Genomic DNA, 20,242 nt, shown 5'->3' with positions numbered 1-20,242 from the left:
CTGGTTGTCAACCACCTGACCGAGATCGCGGGGGCGCTGGCCGAGCGGCATCCGGGCAGGTATGGTCGGGCGGCGGCGATCGAATGCGCGTGGCCTCTCGCTGTTTACACGAGCGTGAGCATCTGGTGCGACCGCTTCAACGTCTCCTTCGGCGCCGCGGAGCTGGCCAAGGCCTGACTGACGGACACGCGGCGGCGAACGTGGCGCGCCGACCTGACGGGAGCGGCCCGTCCGCGCCCTGTCCGGGGTCAGCCTGGGGGTAGGGCCTTGCGGAGGGTCGCGTCCAGGTCCTCGGCCAGTTGGGTGAGGGAGGGGGGCTTGTCGCTTTGGAGGCGGGACAGTTCGGTCGTGAAGCTCTGGGTGAAGGCGCCGTAGAGGGGGGTGCGTGGTCGGTGGACGGCGTTTCGTAGGGCGGGGAGCAGGATGCTGCGGGCGTATCCGGGGCGGCCGAAGGCGTCGCGGGGCATCCGGTCGGTGCGCTCGTTCGTCGGCGGCGCGGCGGCCGGGCCCGGTGGTTTCGCCACCTTGCAGGTCAAAGCGTCGTCCTCGTACGCGGAGATCCTGGTGGCCGCGAACCCCGCGTCCAGCAAGCAGCGTTGGCTGTCCTTGCCGGCGAGGAACTGGACGAGCTGCCGGGCGGCGATGCTTCGCGCCGATCCGCGGGCCACGGCGAGGTTCTGGCCGCCCAGCACGGCTTTGCCGGGCAGCGGCGCCACGCCGAGCTGCTGCTCCGACAGGGACTGGTGCAGCGTGCGGTAGGCGTACGGCCAGTGGCGGAGGAAGGCGGTGCGGCCGCCCGCGAAGTCGGTGAGCGTGTCCGCCTCGTCGGAGTGTTCGGCGTCCGGCAGGGTGTAGGCGGACTGTGTGCGGTGGCGCAGTTCCTCCAGCCCCGCCTTCAGGTCCGCTACGGAACCGGCGTAGCGGCCGGCCTTGTCGGTGAGGGCGAACGCGTCGGTCGCGGAGGCGAAGGCCTCGATGCCGTTGACGGTGAGGCCCTCGTACGAAGCGTCGAGCTGCGCGGTCCAGCCCTTCTCGTAGGCCGCGGCCAGCTTGCCGTCCGCGGTGTCGAGGGTGTCGATCAGCTCGTGGACGACGGGCCAGCGGGTGCCTTTGCTCAGGTCGGTGTCCGTGACGCCCGCGCTCTTCAGGTAGTCGCGGCGGTAGAACAGCAGCCCCACGTCGCTGTTGAAGGGGACGGCATACGTCTTGTCCGCCCAGCGGGCGGTGCCCGCGACGGACGGGATGACGTCCGCGTCCACGAGCTCGTCGGGGAGTGGCTGGACGAGACAGGCGGCGGCGAACTCCGGCACCCACGTCACGTCGAGGTTGACCACGTCGTACTGGGCGCTGCCGGACTGCAGCGCGCCGAGCAGCTGGCTGCGCTGCTGGTCGGCCGAGCCGGGCAGCTCGACCAGGCGGGCCCGGTGGCCGGAGCCCTTGCGCTCCTGCTGCCGGTTCCACTCCTCGATCAGCTGCTGGCGGATACCGCCCTTGCCGGTCACGTCCCGGCCGCTGGCCAGCACGATGTCGCCCGGCGGCTCGGCGGTGCCGGTGGCCGGGGGCTCCTCGCAGCCGGGCCCCCCGGATGCGTCCTCTGCGCCGGCGTCGCACCCTGCCGCCAGCACGGCGAGGAGGAGCAGGAGCGTTGCGGACGCGCCGCGCCGTCCGCGGCCGTGCCTCATTCTTCGGCTCCCGTTCCGGTCCTGGCGACCTCGTCCCGCAGCCGGGCGACGAGATCGCTCTTGGTGTCCAGGCAGCGGCCGCCGCTCGCCTCGGAGATGGCCGCGTCCGGTTTGCCCGGGTCGCAGCCGCCGCTGTCCAGGGATGCCATGACCACCGGGATCCCCTTCTCCCGGGCGGACCGGAGCAGATCGTTCAGCCGGTCCCCCTCGGTCAGCCGGTTGTTGTCCTCGTCGTCCGTGACGTAGACGATGAGCTGCGGGCGCTGGTCGTCGGTGCCGCGCCGCGCCATGTCCTCCAGTGCTGCGGCCAGCGCTCGGTACGGGTCCGCTTGCAGGTCCTCGACCTGCGCGGCGGCGTCGATGGTGCGCACGGCTTCCTCGCGCCGGTGCTTGCCGAAGGGCAGCAGGTCGCTGTGCGCGCGGGCGCTGCCCGGTTCCGAGGCGACCGCCCAGACGCCGTACTCGTCCCGCTCGCCGAGACCGGCGAGGGACTGACCGATGATGCCGGGCGCGCCGCCGGGCCCCTCCCACAGGTCGCCCATGGAGCCGGAGGAGTCCAGCAGGAAGAGCACCCGGCCCGGCCCGTTGGCCTCCCGGTAGCCCTTCAGCGCAGCGGTCATCGCGGACGGGAGGGCGGAGGCGCTGAGCGGACCGGGGTCCTCCAAGGCGCCGAAGTCGCTGAAGACGACGCCGGTGCTGGTACCGGCGCCGGCGCCCGTGCCGGTTTTTCCGCTGCCGGCGCCACTGCCGGTGCCGCTGCCGGTGCCGAGGGGCCGGTGACCGCCCGTAGGACTCCGGAAGGCGTCCCTCCCGAATACGGCGAGTCCTCCCCCGGCCCCCGGCGCGGACGTCGCCGCTCCGTCCTTCCCGAGCGCCTTCTTGCCGGTCAGCCAGTCGCGGAACCGCTTCACCTCGCTGTCCCGCGCGGCTTCGTCCCTGGCGGCATCCCCCCAGCGCACCCGTACGAAGGTCGGGGTGAGCCCCGGTACGTCGGCGGGGTACGCGGCCATCCGCCGGGCCCGTGTCGTACTGTCGCAGCCCACTCCGGTGTGGAGCAGGAACTCCGGAACCAGTGCGGCGGTGCGCTCGTCCACGGCGTCGTCGTCGGGCAGGGTGCACAGCAGGTCCGCGCCGGTACGCGAGGGTGGTCCGGCCTGCAGTACGGCGCGTTCGGCGGTGGACGGGTCCGATTGCCCGGTGCCGTACAGGCCGACGGTCGCGAGCAGGCCGGAGTCGGTGTGCTCGGGGTCCGGGCGCCGTACTTCGCTCTTCGGCTCCCGCTTCTTGAGCGCCGCCGTCAAGGCCGCGAGACCTCCCACCCGGTCGGCGAGCGCCTCCGGCGCCAGGTTCTGCGGGACGGCGAGGACGAGGGGCGAGTACGCGAAGGGCTCGGCGTCGGCCTCCAGCTCGGCATACGTTCGCTCGGTGGAGGCGGGTCGGGCCCGTTCGACGCTCGCGAAGGAGGCCGGGATCCAGATGTCGGGCTGGGGTCCGATGTCACGCTGCGGGTTGTCATCGCCCGTAGGCCGCTGCCAGGGGTCGGAGTGCCGGTTGAACGCGGCGACGGCCGCGGCGGCTCCCGCGCTGTAGATCGTGATGCCGCTGCGCCTGCACTCGCCGTCCGTCTTGTTCTCGTCCGACGTCAGATACGCCTCCGCCGCCTTGCGGACGGTGGGTTCGAGGTCGGGGTCGGTGAGCAGCCGCAGTTCGAGGGGCGGCTTGCAGGGGGCCCCGTTCCCGCTGTCGAGGAGGACGAGGCCGGCGGCGACGAGACCGGCGATCGCCGCGGGCACGCCGATGACGGCAGCCAGCCTCCGGCCGGTGAAGGGACCGGGCCCGCCCGCCACACCGCGATCACCGCCGCTGCGCCCGCCGGGGCTCCCGGGCCTCCAGCGGGGAGCCCGGCTTCCGTGAGTCCGCGGCCCGCCGGGCGGCGCCCCTGCCGACTGCGGCGAGGGCCGCTGGCTGCCCACCTCGTCAGGGCCGGGCCCGGCGAGGAGCTTCGGCGTGGCCGTACTGCCCAGTGAATTCAGGCGAGGGGCGGCGAGCAGTACGTCGGCCCCCGAGGTGGCCGAGCGGCTCTGCGGCTCCCACGGCTCGGGGGGTTCGCGCAGCGTCGTGTGGTGGGCGCACATGTGCGCCCTGATCCGGTCGGCCAGCTCGTTGAAGCCGATCTCGGCGCGCTCTGCGTCCTCTCCGGCCTCGGCACCCTCTCCGTCCTCGCTGCCCTCTCCGCCCTCGCCACGCTGTCCGACTTCGCCACGCAACAAGCGCACGAGCTGCGCCGTGAACGGTGTCGGTGTGTCGCCGTCGCCCGCGTCGATGCGGTTGTTCGCCTGCACGCTCATCAGCAGTGAGGTCCGCTGCCGCTGGGCCGTGCCGAGCGCGTCCCATGCCGCCGAGGCGTTACCCGCGTAGCAGCAGTCGAGGATCACGACCACCTGTTCCGCTCTCGCACGGGACAGCACGGTCAGGACGCTCTTCCAGGGGGCCGCGCCGCGGAACACCGACTCCGTACCCGGGACGATCGTCGCGCGCCGCATCAGCAGCCAGAGCTCGTCACCCGTACTGGGCACGGCCCCGTGGCCGGAGAAGTAGAGCAGGAGCAGCCCTCTGGCCGCGTCGACAGCGGCGTCCAGCTGCTGGTCGAACTCGTCCACGGTGCGCGGCCGGGTGACGGTGATCCCGCCCTCCGTGAACACCCCGCCCTCGCGGAGCGCCTCCTTGAGCCCGGCGAGGTTGTGCCCGACCGCCTTGAGGTCGCCGGACACGCCGACGGGATGTTCGGGCCGTTTGAAGTCGTACTCGGGGACTCCGACGAGCAGCGCCCGGTTCACCTTCCCACGCGGGTCGAAGCGCGCCACCGCGCTATCTCCCGTCGCTGTCCGGCGTGACCTCGACCTCTGGCGGTTCGCCGCGTTCCACGGAACGGCGGTTCTCCCGCCACGCGCGCACCCCGCTCTTGACCTGCTCGTACACTTCCTCGAATAACTTGGGGGCGGCTGCTCCGATCAGCACCAGCATGATCTCCATGCCGGCCCCCATCGGGCTGGCGGGCCCGTCCTGCGACCCCGCGCGCTCCTGGATCTCCAGCCTGCCGCTGCTCCTGAGCAGTTCGAGCTTCTGCTCCCGTTCGAGCCACGCCTTCAGAGCCCCGATGTCGCTCTCGCTCGCACCCTGCGTCAGGCGCACGCGGATGGCGTTTGTCGCCATAGTCTCCCCCTTAGCCACAACTCAACATCATGGCATGCGCGTTGGAGACTGGGGACCCTTCGGCCAGGAACGCGATCCGGCTCCTGCGGTGCTGCGATGGGAGGGATCGCGCGGAGAGCGAGGGCATCGATGGCGTCGATGGCCGGTCGCTCCGAGGCGCGGTCGGGCTTGACGAGGAGTAGCCCGATGAACGCGAAGTTGACAAGCATCCGCCCCTCGGTGTCGGAGGTCTCGACGGAGGCGCGGTAGTCCACCTGGCCGGCCCAGTGAACGATGTCGTAGACCCGAGTGCCGTCCGTACTCACAAGGAACCGAGCCGACCGGTATCCGGGGTAGAAGCGCACCCCCTGCACCTGGATCTCAGCGAACCGGCAAAGGATCACCTCGACAGACCCTCCGGTAACGTCAAGGTATGAGTCATCCCCATCCCGAACTGAAAGCCGCCCCGCCGCTGCCCGCTGGAGGGCTGCGGGTCACCGCCCTGGGCGGCCTGGGCGAAATCGGCCGCAACATGACCGTCTTCGAGCACGCCGGCAAGCTCCTGATCGTCGACTGCGGCGTGCTGTTCCCCGAGGAGCACCAACCCGGCGTCGACGTCATCCTTCCCGACTTCACCTCCATCCGGGACCGGCTGGACGACATCGTGGCCATCGTGCTCACCCACGGCCACGAGGACCACATCGGAGGCGTGCCCTATCTGCTGCGCGAGCGGGCCGACATCCCCGTCGTCGGTTCGAAGCTGACGCTGGCGTTCCTTGAGGCGAAGCTCAAGGAGCACGGCATCAAGCCGCGCGCGGTACGGGTGCGCGAGGGTGACCGCAGGCGGTTCGGACCCTTCGACTGCGAGTTCGTGGCGGTCAACCACTCCATCCCGGACAGTCTCGCCGTCGCCATCCGCACCGGCGCCGGGATGGTGCTGCACACCGGCGACTTCAAGATGGACCAGTTCCCCCTGGACGAGCGCATCACCGACCTGCGCGCCTTCGCCCGGCTCGGCGAGGAGGGCGTCGACCTCTTCCTCACCGACTCCACCAACGCCGAGGTCCCCGGCTTCACCACCTCCGAGCGCGAGCTGAACCCGGCCATCGAGCAGGTCATGCGCACCGCCCCGCGCCGGGTCATCGTCTCCAGCTTCGCCAGCCACGTACACCGCATCCAGCAGGTGCTCGACGCCGCCCACCAGCACGGACGCAAGGTCGCCTTCGTCGGCCGGTCCATGGTCCGCAACATGGGCATCGCCCGGGAACTGGGTTACCTGAAGGTCCCCTCCGGCCTCGTGGTCAGCATGAGGGAGCTGGAGAAACTCCCCGACCACAAGGTCGCCCTGGTGTGCACCGGCTCCCAGGGGGAGCCCATGGCCGCGCTGTCACGGATGGCCAACCGCGACCACGTGATCCGCATCGACAAGGGCGATACCGTCCTGCTCGCCAGCTCCCTCATCCCCGGCAACGAGAACGCCATCTACCGGGTGATCAACGGGCTGACCCGGTGGGGCGCCCACGTCGTCCACAAGGGCAACGCGAAGGTGCACGTCTCCGGTCACGCCAGCGCCGGTGAACTCGTCTACTGCTACAACATCGTCAAACCCCGCAATGTGATGCCCGTGCACGGCGAATGGCGCCACCTGCGCGCCAACGGCGACCTGGCCATCCGCACCGGCGTGGACCCCGACCGCGTGGTCATCGCCGAGGACGGCGTCGTCGTGGACCTCGTCGACGGACGCGCCTCCATTACGGGCAAGGTCCCGGCCGGAAACGTGTACGTCGACGGCATGACGGTCGGCGGCGCCACCGAGGCGTCCTTGAAGGACCGCGTGACCCTCGCGCAGGAGGGCGTGGTCACCGTCGTGGCCATCGTGGACGCGAACACGGGCACGCTGGCCGAGGAGCCCGATTTCCTGGCCCGCGGCTTCGAACACGACGACACCACCTTCGCGCCCCTCATCCCCGTGATCGAAAAGACCCTGGCGACCGCCGCGGCGGAGGGCGTCGGCGACGCGGTCGCGCTGGAACAGCTCATCGCGCGCGCCGTAGCCTCCTGGGCGTTTCGCACCCACCGGCGCAAGCCCCTCATCATCCCGGTGATCATCGACGCGTGACCTGAGGTCTCCTGACCGGCCGGCAGGCCGGGGCACACCCAGAGCTGCGTGCACCCGGCCTGCCGGGGGCCTGCCGGCCTCCGCCTCAGCCCGGGTCCGCACGCAACCGCCCCGGCCATGAGACCGGTCGGCTCCCGGGCGCCGAACGACGCGCGTCCACCGCTTCGGGACGCCAGTACGCGACGTGCGCCTGACACATCGGCAAACACGGGCTGCCCCACGCCTTCGGGCACCGGTGGCAGCCCGTTGCCGTGTGCGCCGCAGGCGGTGCGCAGGGCCTGGGAGGACCACGGCGTCCTCAGCGCCCGGTTCACCGAGGACGGCACCCTGACCTACGAGAGCGGACTGCACGGCTTCACCTTCCGCTTGCTCGTCCCGGCGAGCGACCCGACCACCGCCCGGGTCGGCACCGCCTGACACCAAGTAACGGACATGTCGCACCGGGGGCGGTGCGAGCGGTTTGGCTCGACCGCAGGGGGCACGGAGGCTGCTCCACACGAGTGAACCACCGTGCCGTGCGGAGGGCCCGCCATCCGACGACGCCAGCGCGGACGGGGCGCGTGGCGGTACGGCGGGCCGTCGAGGCCGTGAGTCGGTCAACTGCGCTCCACGAGGGATGAGTTCACGCCAACTTGCATCGCACTTTCGGGCTCTCTTCAGTTCGACACGTCGAGTTAACCGCGCAAACAACTTCGTCGGGTTAACGTGCTTCTTGACCAATCGTTGACTGGCGCTTGGTGCGCACGAGAGGTACCAATTGTGCAGGAGGGATGGATTTTGCGAGGTGTGACAGCCGGGACCGTGTGCGTGATCCCCGCCACCGTCTTGCTCGCCGCCCGCTACCGGCGCACGCGGTGGCGTTCGCACACGCGCACGGCGCTCGTCGCGCCGCGGCCTGAGCCCAGTCCGGAATTGAGTCATCCCAGTAGACACCGCGCGCCGTCACCGGTCACGGCGACCGCTGCCTCGGCGGGCCGGCAGGCCCCCGTACACACCCGCCGCGTCCCGCCGGCGCTCCAGGTCCTGCGCTGCTGACAGCGAAAGAAGCAGTCCCCCTCTGTCCTGCCCGTCCGACGCGCCGCTCTGGCGCGCCAGGAGGAATGAACACATATGCAGCCCCTCATCGACAACGCCCGCACGTTCGGACAGCGCCCTGAGGAGTTCGCCAGACTGGCCGAAGGGCAGTCACCACAGGTCCTGTTCATCACCTGTTCCGACTCACGGGTCGTACCGGCCCTGATCACCGGCGCCGCCCCCGGTCAGCTCTTCGAGCTGCGCACCGCGGGCAACATCGTTCCGCCGTACGCCTCCGAGCGGCCCACCTCCGAGGCCGCCACAATCGAGTACGCCGTGGAAGTGCTCGGCGTCCAGGACATCGTCGTCTGCGGCCACTCGCACTGCGGCGCCGTCGGCGCGCTGGTGCGCGGCGACGATCTCGACCCCGTCCCCGCCGTACGGGACTGGCTCGCGTACGCCGCGAGCCGGCCGGTGTCGGACGACCCGGACGACCCGACGGTCGCCGCGTCCGTGCAGCACCACGTGCTCGCCCAACTGCTGCGCCTGCGTTCGTACCCCTGTGTGGAGAAGGGGCTGGCCGAGGGGCGTCTGCGGGTGCACGGCTGGTACTACGAGGTGCACACCGGGGCCGTACTCGAACACCGCACGGACACCGATACCTTCCAGGCTCTGTGAGCGGCCCCATGAACGCTGTGATCAAGTCTCCCCACCTGAGGCAGGACTTCGCCGCCTCCCTCGTCGTCTTCCTCGTCGCGCTGCCGCTGTGCGTCGGCGTGGCCGTCGCCTCCGGCGTCCCGGCGGAACTGGGCCTGGTCACCGGCATCGTGGGCGGCATCGTCACGGGTCTGATGCGCGGCAGCAGCCTGCAGGTGTCCGGGCCGGCCGCTGGTATGACCGTGCTCGTCTTCGAGGCCGTCCGCCAGTTCGGACTGCCCGCGCTCGGCGTGATCGTGCTGGCCGCCGGGCTGCTCCAGCTCCTCATGGGCGCGCTCAAGCTGGGCCGCTGGTTCCGGGCCATCTCGGTCTCGGTGGTCGAGGGCATGCTGGCCGGCATCGGGCTCGTGATCATCGCGGGCCAGTTGTACGCGGCTGCGGGCATGAAGGCACCGGCGTCCGGCATCGACAAGATCGCGGGGCTGCCGGGGGCGCTCGTCCGCGCGGTCGGCAGCACCGAGGCCCTGGCCTCGCTCGGGGTGGGCGCGGCCACCATCGCGGTGATGGTGCTGTGGAAGCGGATGCCGAAACCGGTCCGGACGGTGCCGGGCGCGCTCGCGGCGGTGCTGCTGGCCACGCTGGCCTCGCTGGCGTTCGGGCTGCCCGTGGCCAAGGTCGAGGTGCAGGGGCTGCTCGGCGCGATCCAGCCGCCCGGGGCCGAGGCCTTCGGTCAGCTGGCCCAGCCGGCCATCTTCGGCACGATCCTCGCGTTCGCGTTGATCGCCTCCGCCGAGAGCCTGTTCAGCGCGGCGGCCGTGGACCGGCTGCACGACGGGCCGCGCACCGAGTACGACAAGGAACTCATGGCGCAGGGCGCCGGCAACACCGTGTGCGGGCTGCTCGGTGCGCTGCCGATGACCGCCGTGATCGTACGCAGCTCGGCGAACGTCCAGGCGGGCGCGAAGACCAAGGCCTCACGCGTGCTGCACGGCGTGTGGCTGCTGCTGTTCGCGGCGCTCCTGCCGTCCGTCCTGGAGCTGATCCCGCTGCCCGCCCTCGCCGGCATCCTCGTGCACGCGGGTTGGAAGCTGATTCCGTTCCGGCAGGTCGTGCTGCTGTGGTCGGCGTACCGCGGTGAGGCGCTGATCCTCGTGGTCACGGCCGTCGCGATCGTCGCGGTCAACATGTTCGAGGGCGTGCTGATCGGTCTGGCGCTGTCGGTCGCCAAGACCGCCTGGGAGGCCTCGCACGTCAAGCTGGAGATCATCGACAAGGGCGCCGGACCCGTCCAGGCGTACCTGTCGGGCAACGCGACCTTCCTGCGGCTGCCGAAGATCCTCGACAGCCTGGAGTCGCTGCCCCAGAACCGCCCCGTGGAGCTGGACCTCTCCGGGCTGCACCATGTCGACCACGCCTGCCGCACGGCGCTGGAGAACTGGGCCGACCGGCACAGCGCGTCCGACACGGAACCGGTGAGGGTCACGGCCTCGTAAAGGCACCGGCGCACGGCGCGACGCCGTGCGCCGGCTCCGTCCGCGGCGGCGTGTCGGTCATGTGCCATGTGCCCGCGCAGCGATACGACGAAGTGCGGGCCGCGGTGCCGAACCGCCCACCGCGGCCCGCCGTGTCCCTGCTGTGGCGGCGCGTGAGATGGCGGCCCGGCACGGGTGATGCGCCGGGCGGCATCCATCCCAGCGCGGTCGGGGCCGTGCTCGACCGATTCGGGGTGCAGCGGGCGACCCTCGTCGGGCATTCCACCGGCGGGGCCGTCGCCACAGCGCTGGCCGAGCAGCGCCGCGAGGCGGCCGACGCCTTCCTGCGGGAACGGGCCCTCCCCGACCGGCTCGCCGGCCTCGGACTGCCCACCCTGGTGATCTGCGGCTCCCAGGACCGGCGATGGCGGCCGTCCTCCGCCCAGGACCACGGCCGATTCCCCCATGCCCGCATCGTGATCCTCGACGGTGTCGGCCACACACCCATGTTCGAGGACCCCGACACCACCGGAACCCTCCTGCACGGGTTCGCCACCCAAGCCGCCCCGCCAAGGGAGTCCGGCGGGCACGGGTACGGGTAGCTACTGGTAGGACGGGTTCTCCCACGGGCCGATGCTGCGGGAGCGGACCGGTTCCACGAAGCGCGGTGGGACGCTGTGCGGGTGTTCCGGGCCCCAGTTGGTGGGTTGGCCCTCCATGACGACACGGGCGTCGGAGGTGTACCAGTCCACGAGATCGCTGTCGGAGCGTACGAGCCAGGTGCATCCCGTCTCGGGGTCGGCGGTGAAGTCGCCGTGGCGGATGAGGGCGGGGCGCCAGAAGTAGGTTCCGGGCCACATCTTGCCGTAGTTGTAGTCGAAGGCGCCTTCAAGGCAGTACGCCTCTTCCGTGCACGGGTGGTGGGCCAGCGGCTCCTCGCGCCAGCCGGGTTTGGCTTTGATCAGCCTGCTGTAGAAGCCGGTCTTCTCGTCGCGGTGCAGCATCTTGATGTAGAGGCCCGGAACCGGTGTGCCGCCGAGGTCGAAACGCATGGGGCTGCCGTCGCGTACGTCGATCCAGGGCATGTCCGAGGTCTGCAGGACGATCAGCTTCTGGTCCGGGCGCACACCCTCCCGATGGGCGTCCGCGAGGTCGAAGCGCCAGCCGCCGTGCTCACGGAACAGCAGGATCTCGGTACCGGCTTCGGCCGTGACGGTGGGGGTGAGGATTCCGGGCGGGGCCATCCAGAAGCCTTCGGGGCCGAGGACGGTGTCCCCGACCGTCACGCGGCCGGAGAGGACGTACCACTCCGTCGCCGCATGGTGGACGCCGGCCGGGCGCGACCAGTCGGTGGTGAAGCGCACCTTCAGCGACGCCGAGCCGTCTTCCTCGTCGTAGCTGAGGTGACGTTGCCTCGCGCAGCCCTCGGCGTGCTCGAACTCCCCCGTGTGCCAGATCAGATCGCGCTCGTCCACAAGCTCCACATGCGGCCGCATTGCGTCTCCTTCAGAGTCGAGTTGCCGAGTCGGGTTCCCGCCTTCGCCCGCACTGAGCGCAGCGGCCCGCCCCGGCCCGCCCCCGGTCAGCGTCGGGGGCGGGCGCGGGGCACGCGTACGGGTACGGGTACGGGTAGGGGCACGGGTAGGGGCACGGGTACGGCGTACGGATGGTGCGTCGGGATCAGGATCCGCTGAGCGTCTGGATGGTGCCGGCCGTCCGCAGGGACTCGTACCGGCTGCCGCCGGGGCGGTGGGTGGCGGTGGTCGTTCCGTTCACGTCGTCGGTGGCCCAGACGGTGGCGAACTCCTGGAGCACGGCGACGTTGGCGGCCTGGGGGGCCCCGTTGGGCAGGCTGCAGAGCGTGTCGGTGCTCGCTCCTTCGGCATCGCAGTGGGAGCCGGTAGTGAGCCGGACGCCGAGGAAGTCCCGGTGGACGTCGGTGGTCAGCTCGCGGGTGCCGGAGGCCTGGCCGTTGGCGGCGTAGGGCGGCGCGGAGATGGCGTGCATGGGCAGGTTCGTCTTGTTCAGGCCGTTGAGGGCGTTGGCCATGTTGAGCCCGGTGAAGGAGTTGACGGGGTCGAGGAGCACGAGTCCCGACAGACGCGCGAACGCCGCGGGGTACTGGGTGCGCAGGCGGTTGGCGACGTAGCTGACGGCCTCTCCGCCGGCGGAGTGCCCGGAGAAGACGAACTCGGCGGGCATCTGGAGTCCGGGGCGGCCCGCCTTGGCCGCGGCGTCGGCGAAGCTGCGGCCGAGCTTGTCCCTCGGGTCGGATGCCTTGCCGAAGAGGTCGGCGACGTTGTCGAGGAAGCCGGTGTTGTTCCCGATGTTGGACACCGTGCAGCCGAACATGTCGGCGGAGGGCAGTGTCGGGGCGAAGACGACGAAGCCGGCGGCGGCGTAGCGTCGGGCCAGGTCTTCGAGGTGCTCGTTGGCGCGGGAGAACCCGTGCTGCAGCCAGACGGTGCCCTTGGGCGTGGTGGCGGGGAAGTACCAGTCGCCGGAGCGCTTGTAGACCAGGAAGGCGCAGCGGACGTCGACGGTGTTGGAGACCTTGACGACCGCGGTGGGGGCCTGCTCCGCGGCCGCGGCGGGCGGGACGGCGGTGAGGGTCGCGGCGATGGCAAGGGCCGCGGTGAAGAGGGTGCGCAGGAGGGACGTTCGTCTGTGCGAGGTGTCTCTCATGGGGACTCCCGAGGGGGGTGCCGCGTGGGTCGCGGCGTCGCCGGCCGGCCCGAACAGGGCCGACGGGTGTTTCCACTGCCGGAACTTCGTTTCTCCAGAGGTCCCCATTGGGCCCGAGTGGGGACACCGCGTCAAGCGGTGCGGCGCAGATTCTTTTGAGCCCGGGCGGTCTCCTGCCGGAGCAGCCTCCGCGGGTCTTCCGGAGCCTCCTGCGCCGTCCTCCGGAGCATGCCGGGGGCCCGGCACGCGGGAGCGATGACGGGGCTGCGTACGGAGCCGGGCTGGTCAGCCGGGAGCGGGCTCGTGGAGGAAGGCCGCGAGGACGGGGCGCACGAGGCGCTCGATCGCGGCGCGGCGGGCGGCCCGGTCCCCTCGGGGCGGGGCGACGGGACCCGCGACGGCCGGGAAAAACGGAGCGAGGGCGGTATGGGGCAGGAGCAGGAGCAGGAGGGACAGGAGAGCGTCGACGTCGGCATCCGCGCGCAACTCACCGGCGGCGACCGCCTCTTCGAGGAGCGGGCGCAGGCCGGCGAGGTAGAGCCGCTGGACTGGTTCCAGCACCGCCTGGCGCACGACCGGGTCGATCTCCATGTTCGTCGCGGCCGTCACGCCCCGCTCCAGGGGATGGGTCTCGAAGTACGCGACCCAGGCGTCGACGGCGTCCACCAGGTACGCGGGGAAGTCCCGGGCCGTGCCCGTCCCGTCGGGGCGGTAGCCGTCGAGCCAGGGGCGCATGGCCTCGTATATGCGCAGGGAGGTCTGCTCGGCGACGTAGGTGAACAGGTCCAGTTTTCCGGCGAAGTACTGGAAGAGGGAGCCTTTGGCGACGCCCGCCTCGCGCGCGATGACGTTGAGGCTGCCGGTCGAATAGCCGTGGGTGCCGAACTCGTCCATCGCGGCGACCAGGACCCGTTCGCGCCGGTCGGGCGGGAGATGGGTCCAGGTGGTGGTGGGCATGCGCGCTCTCCGACGGTCCGACCGGGCGGCCGGGTGACCGCCCGGTCATCGTCGGGCGCCCCGGCCGCCCTGTCAACGCGAGGAGTTGTAACGGGCCCTCAAGCTGTCCCGGGCCGTCAGCGTGAGGAAGTTGTCCCAGGGCTCCGTTCAGCGGGCGAGGTAGCGGCCGGCGGGAGGTGCGGTGACGGCTCCGTCGCGGTAGGCGACACGGCCCCCCACGATCGTGGCGGTGGGCCACCCTCGCAGTTCCCGCCCTTCGAACGGGCAGTGGTCCTGGCCGGACAGCAGCAGTCCGGCCGTGACCGATCGGGAGGAGTCCAGGTCGACGACGACCAGGTCGGCGTCGGCGCCCACCATCAGAGACCCTTTGCCCGTGAGGCCGTAGGCGGCGGCCGGATTCGCGGAGAGCAGTTCCGCGACGCGGCGCAGCGGCAGCCCGCGCTTGTGGTGGCCCTCGGAGAGCAGGATCGGGTAGAGCAGGGCGGTGCCGCCGAAGCCGGGCAGGGCGGGCCACAGGGCGTCGCCTTTGGATTCCTCCATGCAGCAGGCGTGGTCGGAGGCGACCCAGTCAACGGTGCCGTCGAGCACTCCCTCCCACAGTGCGTCGTTGTCGGCGCGGGTGCGGATCGGCGGATTGACCTTGGCACCGAGCCCGCTGCCGGCGGCGTCCAGGCTTTCGTGGTCCAGGCACAGGTGGTGCAGGGTCACCTCGGTGCGCAGGTCCAGGCCGGGCGAGGCGGCGCGCGCGGCGCGGGCCCCGGCGAGAGCGGCGGCGCTGGAGAGGTGCAGCAGGTTCACCGGGCAGCCGGTGGCGCGGGCCAGGGCGGCCGCTTCGGCGATCGCGACCTCCTCGGTCAGAGGCGGGCGGGCCTCGTGGTAGGCACGCAGGGTCTGGGGGTCACCGGCGCGCCGGACGCGGTCGATGAACAGGCGCATCAGCTCGGACTGTTCGCAGTGCAGGGAGAGCGAGACGCGGCCCCCGGGGCGGGCGGCGCCGGCCGCGGCGACGGCCTCCATGAGCTGGTAGAGGTGGCCGAGGTCGTACTCCTCGCCCTCGGCGGCCATCCGGAATCCTTTGGCGTCCTGGGAGTCGGCGGAGAGGTTGAACCCCTTGTAGAACATGTAGTACTTGAAGGAGCTGACCCCGTGCTTCGCCACGAGGTCGGGTATCTCGCGCACCTGGGCGGTGTCCATCGGGGCGAGGTGGAAGCCGTAGTGGGTGTGGCTGCGGCCGCCGACTGCGGCGAGGACCTCCGGGAAGATGTCTCCGTAGGCGCCGGTCCGGTTCAGGTAGTGCTCGCCCGTGCGGAAGTACGACAGGACGCTCGTCGCCCCGCCGACCAGGGAGGACCGGGTCTCCTCCGCCGCGTCCTGTTCCAGGGAGCGGTAGATGCCCAGGTGGAAGTGGGCGTCCACCGCGCCGGGGAAGACCGTCCGGCCCGAGGCGTCGATGACCTCGGCCGCCTCCGAGGCGTCTATGCGGTCGGCCAGGGCGGCCACCTTGCCGTCGCGCACGGCCAGGTCCGCGGTGATCTCGCCGAGGTGGGGCTGGACGAGGGTGCCGTTCTGGATGAGCAGGTCGTAACGGGACATGACAGGCCGGGCGGCCCGCAGGCGGTGGCGCCCGTACCTCCCTTCCACATCCGAGGACTTGGGGAAACGCCGTTTCTCTTCTGTGCTGCGGGGCCTCATGCTAGCTTTCCGAAACAGCGTTCCACAAGGAGAAACATCTTGACCGAAGGTGCGTGAACCCCGATGGAGCCTCCCCTCCCCCGCCCGGTCCCACCTCCCGTCCCCGGCTCAGTCCCGCCTGCGCTCGCCCTCTCGGCACCGCCTGCCGTTCCCGCTCCCCTGCGCGGGGTCACCGTCCTGGACTGCGCGACTCTGTTCGCCGGCCCGCTGGCCGCGACGGTCCTGGGCGACTTCGGCGCCGACGTCATCAAGATCGAGCACCCTGCCCGGCCGGACCCGGCCCGCACCCACGGCCCGTCCAAGGACGGTGAGGGACTGTGGTGGAAGATGCTCGGCCGCAACAAGCACACCGTCACCCTGAACCTGAGCCGCCCCGCTGGAGCCGAGCTGCTGCTGCGGCTCGCCGCGCAGGCGGACGTCCTGATCGAAAACTTCCGCCCCGGAACCCTGGAGCGCTGGGGTTTGGGCCCGGAGGAGCTGCACCGCGCCAACCCGCGGCTGGTCATCGCCCGCGTGACCGGCTTCGGGCAGTACGGGCCCTACGCCCGCAGGCCCGGCTTCGGCACCCTCGCCGAGTCCATGAGCGGCTTCGCCGCCTTGACGGGCGAGCCCGACGGCCCGCCGACGCTGCCGCCCTTCGGGCTGGCCGACGGGGTGGCGGCGCTGGTCGCGGCCTCGGCCGTGCAGACCGCGCTCTACCACCGCGACGTGCACGGCGGGCCGGGGCAGGTGGTCGATCTCGCGATCATCGAGCCGCTCCTCACCCTGCTGGGGCCGCAGCCCACCGCCTACGACCAGCTCGGGACCGAGCCGCCGCGCACCGGGAACCGCTCGGTGAACAACGCCCCCCGCAACATCTACCGGACCCGGGACGGCGCCTGGGTGGCCGTCAGCACCTCGGCGCAGTCCGTCGCCGAGCGGGTCATGAAGCTCGTCGGGCACCCCGAAGTGACCGATGAGCCCTGGTTCGCCAGCGGCGCCGGCCGCGCCCTGCACGCGGACCTGCTGGACGCGCAGGTCGGGGGGTGGATCGCGGCCCGCGACCGGGAAACGGTGATCGCCGCCTTCGAAGAGGCCGAGGCCGCGATCTCCCCCGTGTACGGCATCGCCGACATCTTCAAGGATCCGCAGTACCAGGCCCTGGATTCGCTGACGACCGTGGAGGACCCGGTACTGGGTCCGCTCCGGATGCAGAACGTCCTCTTCCGGCTCTCCGCCACACCCGGCGCCATCCGCTGGACCGGCCGCGCGCACGGCCGCGACACCCGGGACCTCTACGCGGCGCGGCTCGGCCTGTCGCCGGGCGAGCTGGACGAGCTCGCCGCCGACCGCACGATCTGATCCCCTTCGGAGGTTCCATGAACAACGTGCACGGGTACGGCGGCCAACCGGTGTCCCTCGCCGGCGCTCCCGTGATCGACCTCTCCCAGCCGATGCGCCGCGGCATGCCGCAGTCCCCCAACCACCCGCCCTTCCGCATGCTGCTGGAACGCCGCCACGGCGACCACGTGCGCGCCGACCAGGGCTCCGCGGCGAACGAGCTGATCGTCACCGGCGGCCACGTCGGCACGCACGTCGACGCCCTCGCCCACGTGTCGCAGGGCGGACTGCTGCACGGGGATGTCCCAGCCGCCTCGGTGCAGAGCCACGAGGGCTTCTCCCGGCACGGCATCGAGGAGTTCCCGCCGTACGTGGGCCGGGCGGTCTTCCTGGACATCGCCGCCGTGCACGGCGTTCCGGTCCTTCCCGCCGGGTACGAGGTCAGCGTCGCCGATCTGGAGCGGGCGCGGGACGCGGCCGGCGTGGACGTCGGGGCGGGCGAGGCGCTGCTGCTGGGGACGGGGTGGTCCCGGCACTGGCCGGACCCGCGGGTCTTCACCGGCCAGGAGGACGGGGCGCCGGGCCCCGGTCCGGCGGCCGGAGCCTGGATCGCGGAGCGGGGGGTCCGGGTGACCGGCGGGGAAACCATCGCCTTCGAGCACATCCCGCCCGGGCGGGGTCACGCCGAACTGCCCGTGCACCGGCAGCTGCTGGTGGAGGCGGGCATTCACATCGTCGAGACGATGCGGCTGACCGGCCTCGCCGGCCTCGCCTCGGGGCGGCACGCCGCCTTCCTGCTGATGCTCGCTCCGCTGCCGGTCGTGGGGGCCACCGGCTCTCCCGTACGTCCGCTGGCCGTCCTGCCCGACCACGACGGGGAGGCCCGGGCATGAGCGGCGCTCAGGGCGAGGGGTACGCGGCCCGCCTGGCCGACTTCGCGGCGGCGTGCCGGGCCGGCGGAATACCGCCGGAGATCGCGGCGGACGCGGCCGCCCGTACGCTGGACTGCCTGGGCAACAGCCTGGGGGCGCTCGGCGTACACGCCGATGAGCCGGCGGGTACCTCGCCCCAGGCGGCGGCGCTGGCCCTGGCGCGCGCTGCGGGCGGGGTCGGAGAGGCCACCGCCGTGGGCAGCGGCCTGCGGATGCCGGCCGACCGGGCCGCCCTGGTCAACGGCACACTCGCGCACGCCCTCGACTTCGACGACACCCACCTGCCCTCCGTCCTGCACCCCACGGCCGCCGTCCTGCCCGCCGCGCTCGCCGCCGCCGAGGCCACCCAGGCCGGCGGGGAGGCGCTGGTAGCCGCGCTCGCGGCGGGCGGTGAGGTGTGCGTACGCCTCGGGATGGCCTCCTACGACCCGGAACTGCGCAACTCGGTGTTCTTCGAGAAGGGCCTGCACGCCACCTCCATCTGCGGGACCGTGGGCGCCGCCGTCGCCGCGGGCCTGCTCTACGGGCTGCCGGCGGCCGAGCTGGCACACGCCATCGGCATCGCCTGCTCGATGGGCGCGGGGGTGATCGAGGCGAACCGCACGGGAGGCAGCGTCAAACGGCTGCATTGCGGATGGGCAGCCCATTCCGGGGTGGTCGCCGCCCAGTTCGCGGCGGGTGGGGTCACCGGCCCGCCGACCGTGATCGAGGGCCGCTTCGGATTCCTGACGGCCTTCCTGGACGAGCGGTGGACGCCGGCGCCGCTGGTGGCCGGTCTGGAGGATATGGGCGCGGCCGGGAACTGGCAGTACGCGCGGACGGTGTTCAAGCCGTACCCCTCCAACCACTTCACCCACCCGGGGATCGACTGCGCGCTGGCCCTGCGCCGGGCCGGGCTGCGCGCGCAGGACGTGGTCAGCGCGCGGCTCGGGGTGGCCGCCGCGCCCCGGCGCACCATCGGCGAGCCGTACGCGGAGAAGGTGCGGCCCCGTACGCCGTACCACGCCAAGTTCTCAGGTCCGTACACGGTGGCGGCGGCGCTGCTGTCGGAGGGGGGCGCGGACGGCGGTGCTGACGGGCTGGGTCTGCGGCACGCGGACTTCTCCCTCGGGGCCTTCACCGACCCGCGTCGGCTGGCACTGGCGGAGCGGGTGGAGGTGGTGGCCGACGCGCAGTGCGATGCCGAGTTCCCGGAGGCCTTCAGTGCGGTGCTGCGGGTCCGCACCCGCGGTGGACAGGTCGTGGAGTCGAGGGTCGCCAGCTCGCTGGGAGGGCCGGGGTCGCCGCTGTCGCGGGCGCAGTTGGCGGGCAAGTTCCGGCTGAACGCGGAGCCGGTGATCGGAGCGGCCCGCGCGCAGCGGCTGGTCGAGGCGGTGCGGGTGCTGCCCGCGGCGCCGCCTGGCGCCGTGGCCGCCCTGCTGGGTCTGACCCGGATCGAGTAGGGCGGGGGCCTGGTGGCCGGGTCAGCGGCGGGAGGCGAGCACCCGGCGGGCCGCCCGTACGACGGCCTCGTCCACCATGCGTCCGTCGGGCCCGGTGATGACGCCCGAGCCGTCCCGCGAGGCCTGGTCGAAGCGGTGGAGCAGGGCCTGCGCGGCGGCGATCTCCTCGGGCCCCGGGGTGAAGACGGCGTGTACGACCGCCAGTTGGCGGGGGTGGACGCAGGCCCGGGACCGGTAGCCGAGCCCGCGCAGGGCGCGGGTGGTGCGGGCGAGCGCGTCGAGGTCCGTGAAGTCGGTGCTGACGGGTCCGACCGGCGGCAGCAGCCCCGCGGCGGCCGAGGCGAGGAGGATGTCCGTACGGATGGCGGTCAGGGCCGCGCCCGCCGCCGCTCCGGCCGGGTCCGTCCCATCGGGCGCCGCGAGGCTCAGTTCGGCGCACAAGTCCGCCTCGCCGAGCTGCAGGTGGCGTACGCGGGGTGCCCGCGCGATGTGCCGTACGTCGAGGACCGCCTCGGCGCTCTCCAGCAGTGGGGCGAGGGCGAAGGTGCCCGGGGCGAGTCCGTGGCGTTCCTCCGCGGCGGACAGGACGGCGTGCTGGTCGGCTGTCTCCTGCACGCCGGAGCACTTGGCGAGGCAGAAGCCGGTCACTGCGGGGACGGCGAGCCGGGCACTCTCCGCCCGCCCCCGCTCGCCCGGGTTGACGCGGATCCATATCTCCGGTGGCCGGCCCGCGCCACCGTCCGCCGCGTCCGGGGCAGAGGTCCGCGCCTCGGTGAGCCAGGCATGAACCAGCGCCAGGGCCTGTTCCTTGGCCTGGGCGGGGACGGCGTCCTCCAGGTCGACGATCAGGGCGTCGGCGCCGCGCCCGATGGCCTTGGCGAGCATCTCGGGGCGGTCGCCCGGGACGTAGAGGAAGGAGCGGGGCACGGGGGCGAGAGGGTTCGCGGTCATGGCGCGGCGCTCCGATTCGCGGGGGAAGCAGCGGGGCGGGCGGGCGAGTTGGGCGGCTCCCACACTAGGAGCGCGGGCATGCCGGGTCAATGCGTTCGTTTCGCTGGGGGATCCGGTGTTTCCTCAC

The 20,242-nt window shown here is 72.2% G+C and carries 16 protein-coding genes and 1 pseudogene; 9 read left to right on the top strand and 8 right to left on the bottom strand.

Going from position 1 to position 20,242, the window contains the following annotated elements; translation table 11 throughout:
* Nucleotides 1–99: 99 nt before the first annotated feature.
* Nucleotides 100–177, top strand: a pseudogene (locus tag ACWDX7_RS14695) (DM13 domain-containing protein); the annotation flags it as partial.
* Between the two features lie 71 nt (nucleotides 178–248).
* On the opposite strand, the gene ACWDX7_RS14690 reads toward ACWDX7_RS14695, so the two are convergent.
* The 3 genes from ACWDX7_RS14690 to ACWDX7_RS14680 are packed head-to-tail and all read right to left on the bottom strand — an operon-like array spanning nucleotide 249 to nucleotide 4,895.
* Complete coding sequence (locus ACWDX7_RS14690; protein WP_451489557.1) at nucleotides 249–1,682, bottom strand: extracellular solute-binding protein; 1,434 nt, start codon at nucleotides 1,680–1,682, stop codon at nucleotides 249–251.
* Nucleotides 1,679–4,546, bottom strand: coding sequence for a substrate-binding domain-containing protein (locus tag ACWDX7_RS14685; RefSeq protein ID WP_451489558.1), 2,868 nt, complete (start codon nucleotides 4,544–4,546; stop codon nucleotides 1,679–1,681). The genes ACWDX7_RS14690 and ACWDX7_RS14685 overlap by 4 nt, the downstream gene beginning before the upstream one ends.
* 4 nt (nucleotides 4,547–4,550) lie before the next feature.
* On the bottom strand, nucleotides 4,551–4,895 hold the full coding sequence (locus ACWDX7_RS14680; RefSeq protein WP_451489559.1) for a hypothetical protein: 345 nt from the start codon (nucleotides 4,893–4,895) through the stop codon (nucleotides 4,551–4,553).
* A gap of 412 nt (nucleotides 4,896–5,307) precedes the next feature.
* Here ACWDX7_RS14680 and ACWDX7_RS14675 point away from each other — a divergent pair, with 412 nt between their 5' ends.
* The 5 genes from ACWDX7_RS14675 to ACWDX7_RS14655 all read left to right on the top strand — a co-directional run bounded on the left by ACWDX7_RS14675 (nucleotide 5,308) and on the right by ACWDX7_RS14655 (nucleotide 10,738).
* Nucleotides 5,308–6,993 (top strand): ribonuclease J, encoded by a 1,686-nt coding sequence (locus ACWDX7_RS14675; RefSeq protein ID WP_451489560.1) that lies wholly within the window; start codon nucleotides 5,308–5,310, stop codon nucleotides 6,991–6,993.
* 267 nt (nucleotides 6,994–7,260) lie between these two features.
* Nucleotides 7,261–7,410 (top strand): DUF6204 family protein, encoded by a 150-nt coding sequence (locus tag ACWDX7_RS14670; RefSeq protein WP_451489561.1) that lies wholly within the window; start codon nucleotides 7,261–7,263, stop codon nucleotides 7,408–7,410.
* Nucleotides 7,411–8,103: 693 nt separating this feature from the next.
* Nucleotides 8,104–8,685, top strand: coding sequence for a carbonic anhydrase (locus ACWDX7_RS14665; protein ID WP_451489562.1), 582 nt, complete (start codon nucleotides 8,104–8,106; stop codon nucleotides 8,683–8,685).
* 8 nt (nucleotides 8,686–8,693) lie between these two features.
* Nucleotides 8,694–10,157 carry a SulP family inorganic anion transporter gene (locus ACWDX7_RS14660; protein ID WP_451489563.1) on the top strand — a complete coding sequence of 488 codons (1,464 nt, stop codon included), beginning with the start codon at nucleotides 8,694–8,696 and terminating at the stop codon, nucleotides 10,155–10,157.
* 215 nt (nucleotides 10,158–10,372) lie between these two features.
* Complete coding sequence (locus ACWDX7_RS14655; protein ID WP_451489564.1) at nucleotides 10,373–10,738, top strand: alpha/beta fold hydrolase; 366 nt, start codon at nucleotides 10,373–10,375, stop codon at nucleotides 10,736–10,738.
* On the opposite strand, the gene ACWDX7_RS14650 is transcribed toward ACWDX7_RS14655, so the two are convergent.
* The 4 genes from ACWDX7_RS14650 to ACWDX7_RS14635 all read right to left on the bottom strand — a co-directional run bounded on the left by ACWDX7_RS14650 (nucleotide 10,739) and on the right by ACWDX7_RS14635 (nucleotide 15,371).
* Nucleotides 10,739–11,632: a DUF4437 domain-containing protein gene (locus tag ACWDX7_RS14650; protein ID WP_451489565.1), complete on the bottom strand. Its 894-nt coding sequence runs from the start codon at nucleotides 11,630–11,632 to the stop codon at nucleotides 10,739–10,741.
* 184 nt (nucleotides 11,633–11,816) lie between these two features.
* Nucleotides 11,817–12,821 (bottom strand): alpha/beta hydrolase, encoded by a 1,005-nt coding sequence (locus ACWDX7_RS14645; protein ID WP_451489566.1) that lies wholly within the window; start codon nucleotides 12,819–12,821, stop codon nucleotides 11,817–11,819.
* A gap of 285 nt (nucleotides 12,822–13,106) precedes the next feature.
* Nucleotides 13,107–13,778, bottom strand: coding sequence for a TetR/AcrR family transcriptional regulator (locus ACWDX7_RS14640; RefSeq protein ID WP_451489567.1), 672 nt, complete (start codon nucleotides 13,776–13,778; stop codon nucleotides 13,107–13,109).
* 147 nt (nucleotides 13,779–13,925) lie between these two features.
* The gene (locus ACWDX7_RS14635; RefSeq protein WP_451489568.1) at nucleotides 13,926–15,371 is read right to left on the bottom strand and encodes a dihydroorotase; all 1,446 of its coding nucleotides are present in this window, start codon (nucleotides 15,369–15,371) and stop codon (nucleotides 13,926–13,928) included.
* A gap of 162 nt (nucleotides 15,372–15,533) precedes the next feature.
* Between ACWDX7_RS14635 and ACWDX7_RS14630 the strand changes: the two genes are divergently transcribed.
* The 3 genes from ACWDX7_RS14630 to ACWDX7_RS14620 are packed head-to-tail and all read left to right on the top strand — an operon-like array spanning nucleotide 15,534 to nucleotide 19,164.
* A complete protein-coding gene (locus ACWDX7_RS14630; RefSeq protein ID WP_451489569.1) occupies nucleotides 15,534–16,811 on the top strand; it encodes a CaiB/BaiF CoA transferase family protein in 1,278 nt (425 codons plus the stop codon).
* A gap of 17 nt (nucleotides 16,812–16,828) precedes the next feature.
* Nucleotides 16,829–17,683, top strand: a complete 855-nt coding sequence (locus ACWDX7_RS14625; protein ID WP_451489570.1) for a cyclase family protein — start codon at nucleotides 16,829–16,831, stop codon at nucleotides 17,681–17,683.
* Nucleotides 17,680–19,164 carry an MmgE/PrpD family protein gene (locus ACWDX7_RS14620; protein WP_451489571.1) on the top strand — a complete coding sequence of 495 codons (1,485 nt, stop codon included), beginning with the start codon at nucleotides 17,680–17,682 and terminating at the stop codon, nucleotides 19,162–19,164. The genes ACWDX7_RS14625 and ACWDX7_RS14620 overlap by 4 nt, the downstream gene beginning before the upstream one ends.
* A gap of 21 nt (nucleotides 19,165–19,185) precedes the next feature.
* Here the strand turns inward: ACWDX7_RS14620 and ACWDX7_RS14615 are convergent, their stop codons facing one another.
* Nucleotides 19,186–20,115 (bottom strand): HpcH/HpaI aldolase/citrate lyase family protein, encoded by a 930-nt coding sequence (locus tag ACWDX7_RS14615; RefSeq protein WP_451489572.1) that lies wholly within the window; start codon nucleotides 20,113–20,115, stop codon nucleotides 19,186–19,188.
* Between the last annotated feature and the right edge of the window lie 127 nt (nucleotides 20,116–20,242).

The organism is Streptomyces sp. NPDC003034 (assembly GCF_053591375.1).
Note: the sequence above shows the minus strand (reverse complement) of the source record. Positions and strands in the feature narration are given on the sequence as shown.

Coding starts and splice junctions, on each gene's coding strand:
- ACWDX7_RS14690 (WP_451489557.1), bottom strand. CDS start 1,682: ATGAGGCACGGCCGCGGACGGCGCGGCGCGTCCGCAACGCTCCTGCTC.
- ACWDX7_RS14680 (WP_451489559.1), bottom strand. CDS start 4,895: ATGGCGACAAACGCCATCCGCGTGCGCCTGACGCAGGGTGCGAGCGAG.
- ACWDX7_RS14675 (WP_451489560.1), top strand. CDS start 5,308: ATGAGTCATCCCCATCCCGAACTGAAAGCCGCCCCGCCGCTGCCCGCT.
- ACWDX7_RS14665 (WP_451489562.1), top strand. CDS start 8,104: ATGCAGCCCCTCATCGACAACGCCCGCACGTTCGGACAGCGCCCTGAG.
- ACWDX7_RS14660 (WP_451489563.1), top strand. CDS start 8,694: ATGAACGCTGTGATCAAGTCTCCCCACCTGAGGCAGGACTTCGCCGCC.
- ACWDX7_RS14650 (WP_451489565.1), bottom strand. CDS start 11,632: ATGCGGCCGCATGTGGAGCTTGTGGACGAGCGCGATCTGATCTGGCAC.
- ACWDX7_RS14645 (WP_451489566.1), bottom strand. CDS start 12,821: ATGAGAGACACCTCGCACAGACGAACGTCCCTCCTGCGCACCCTCTTC.
- ACWDX7_RS14640 (WP_451489567.1), bottom strand. CDS start 13,778: ATGCCCACCACCACCTGGACCCATCTCCCGCCCGACCGGCGCGAACGG.
- ACWDX7_RS14635 (WP_451489568.1), bottom strand. CDS start 15,371: ATGTCCCGTTACGACCTGCTCATCCAGAACGGCACCCTCGTCCAGCCC.
- ACWDX7_RS14630 (WP_451489569.1), top strand. CDS start 15,534: ATGGAGCCTCCCCTCCCCCGCCCGGTCCCACCTCCCGTCCCCGGCTCA.
- ACWDX7_RS14625 (WP_451489570.1), top strand. CDS start 16,829: ATGAACAACGTGCACGGGTACGGCGGCCAACCGGTGTCCCTCGCCGGC.
- ACWDX7_RS14620 (WP_451489571.1), top strand. CDS start 17,680: ATGAGCGGCGCTCAGGGCGAGGGGTACGCGGCCCGCCTGGCCGACTTC.
- ACWDX7_RS14615 (WP_451489572.1), bottom strand. CDS start 20,115: ATGACCGCGAACCCTCTCGCCCCCGTGCCCCGCTCCTTCCTCTACGTC.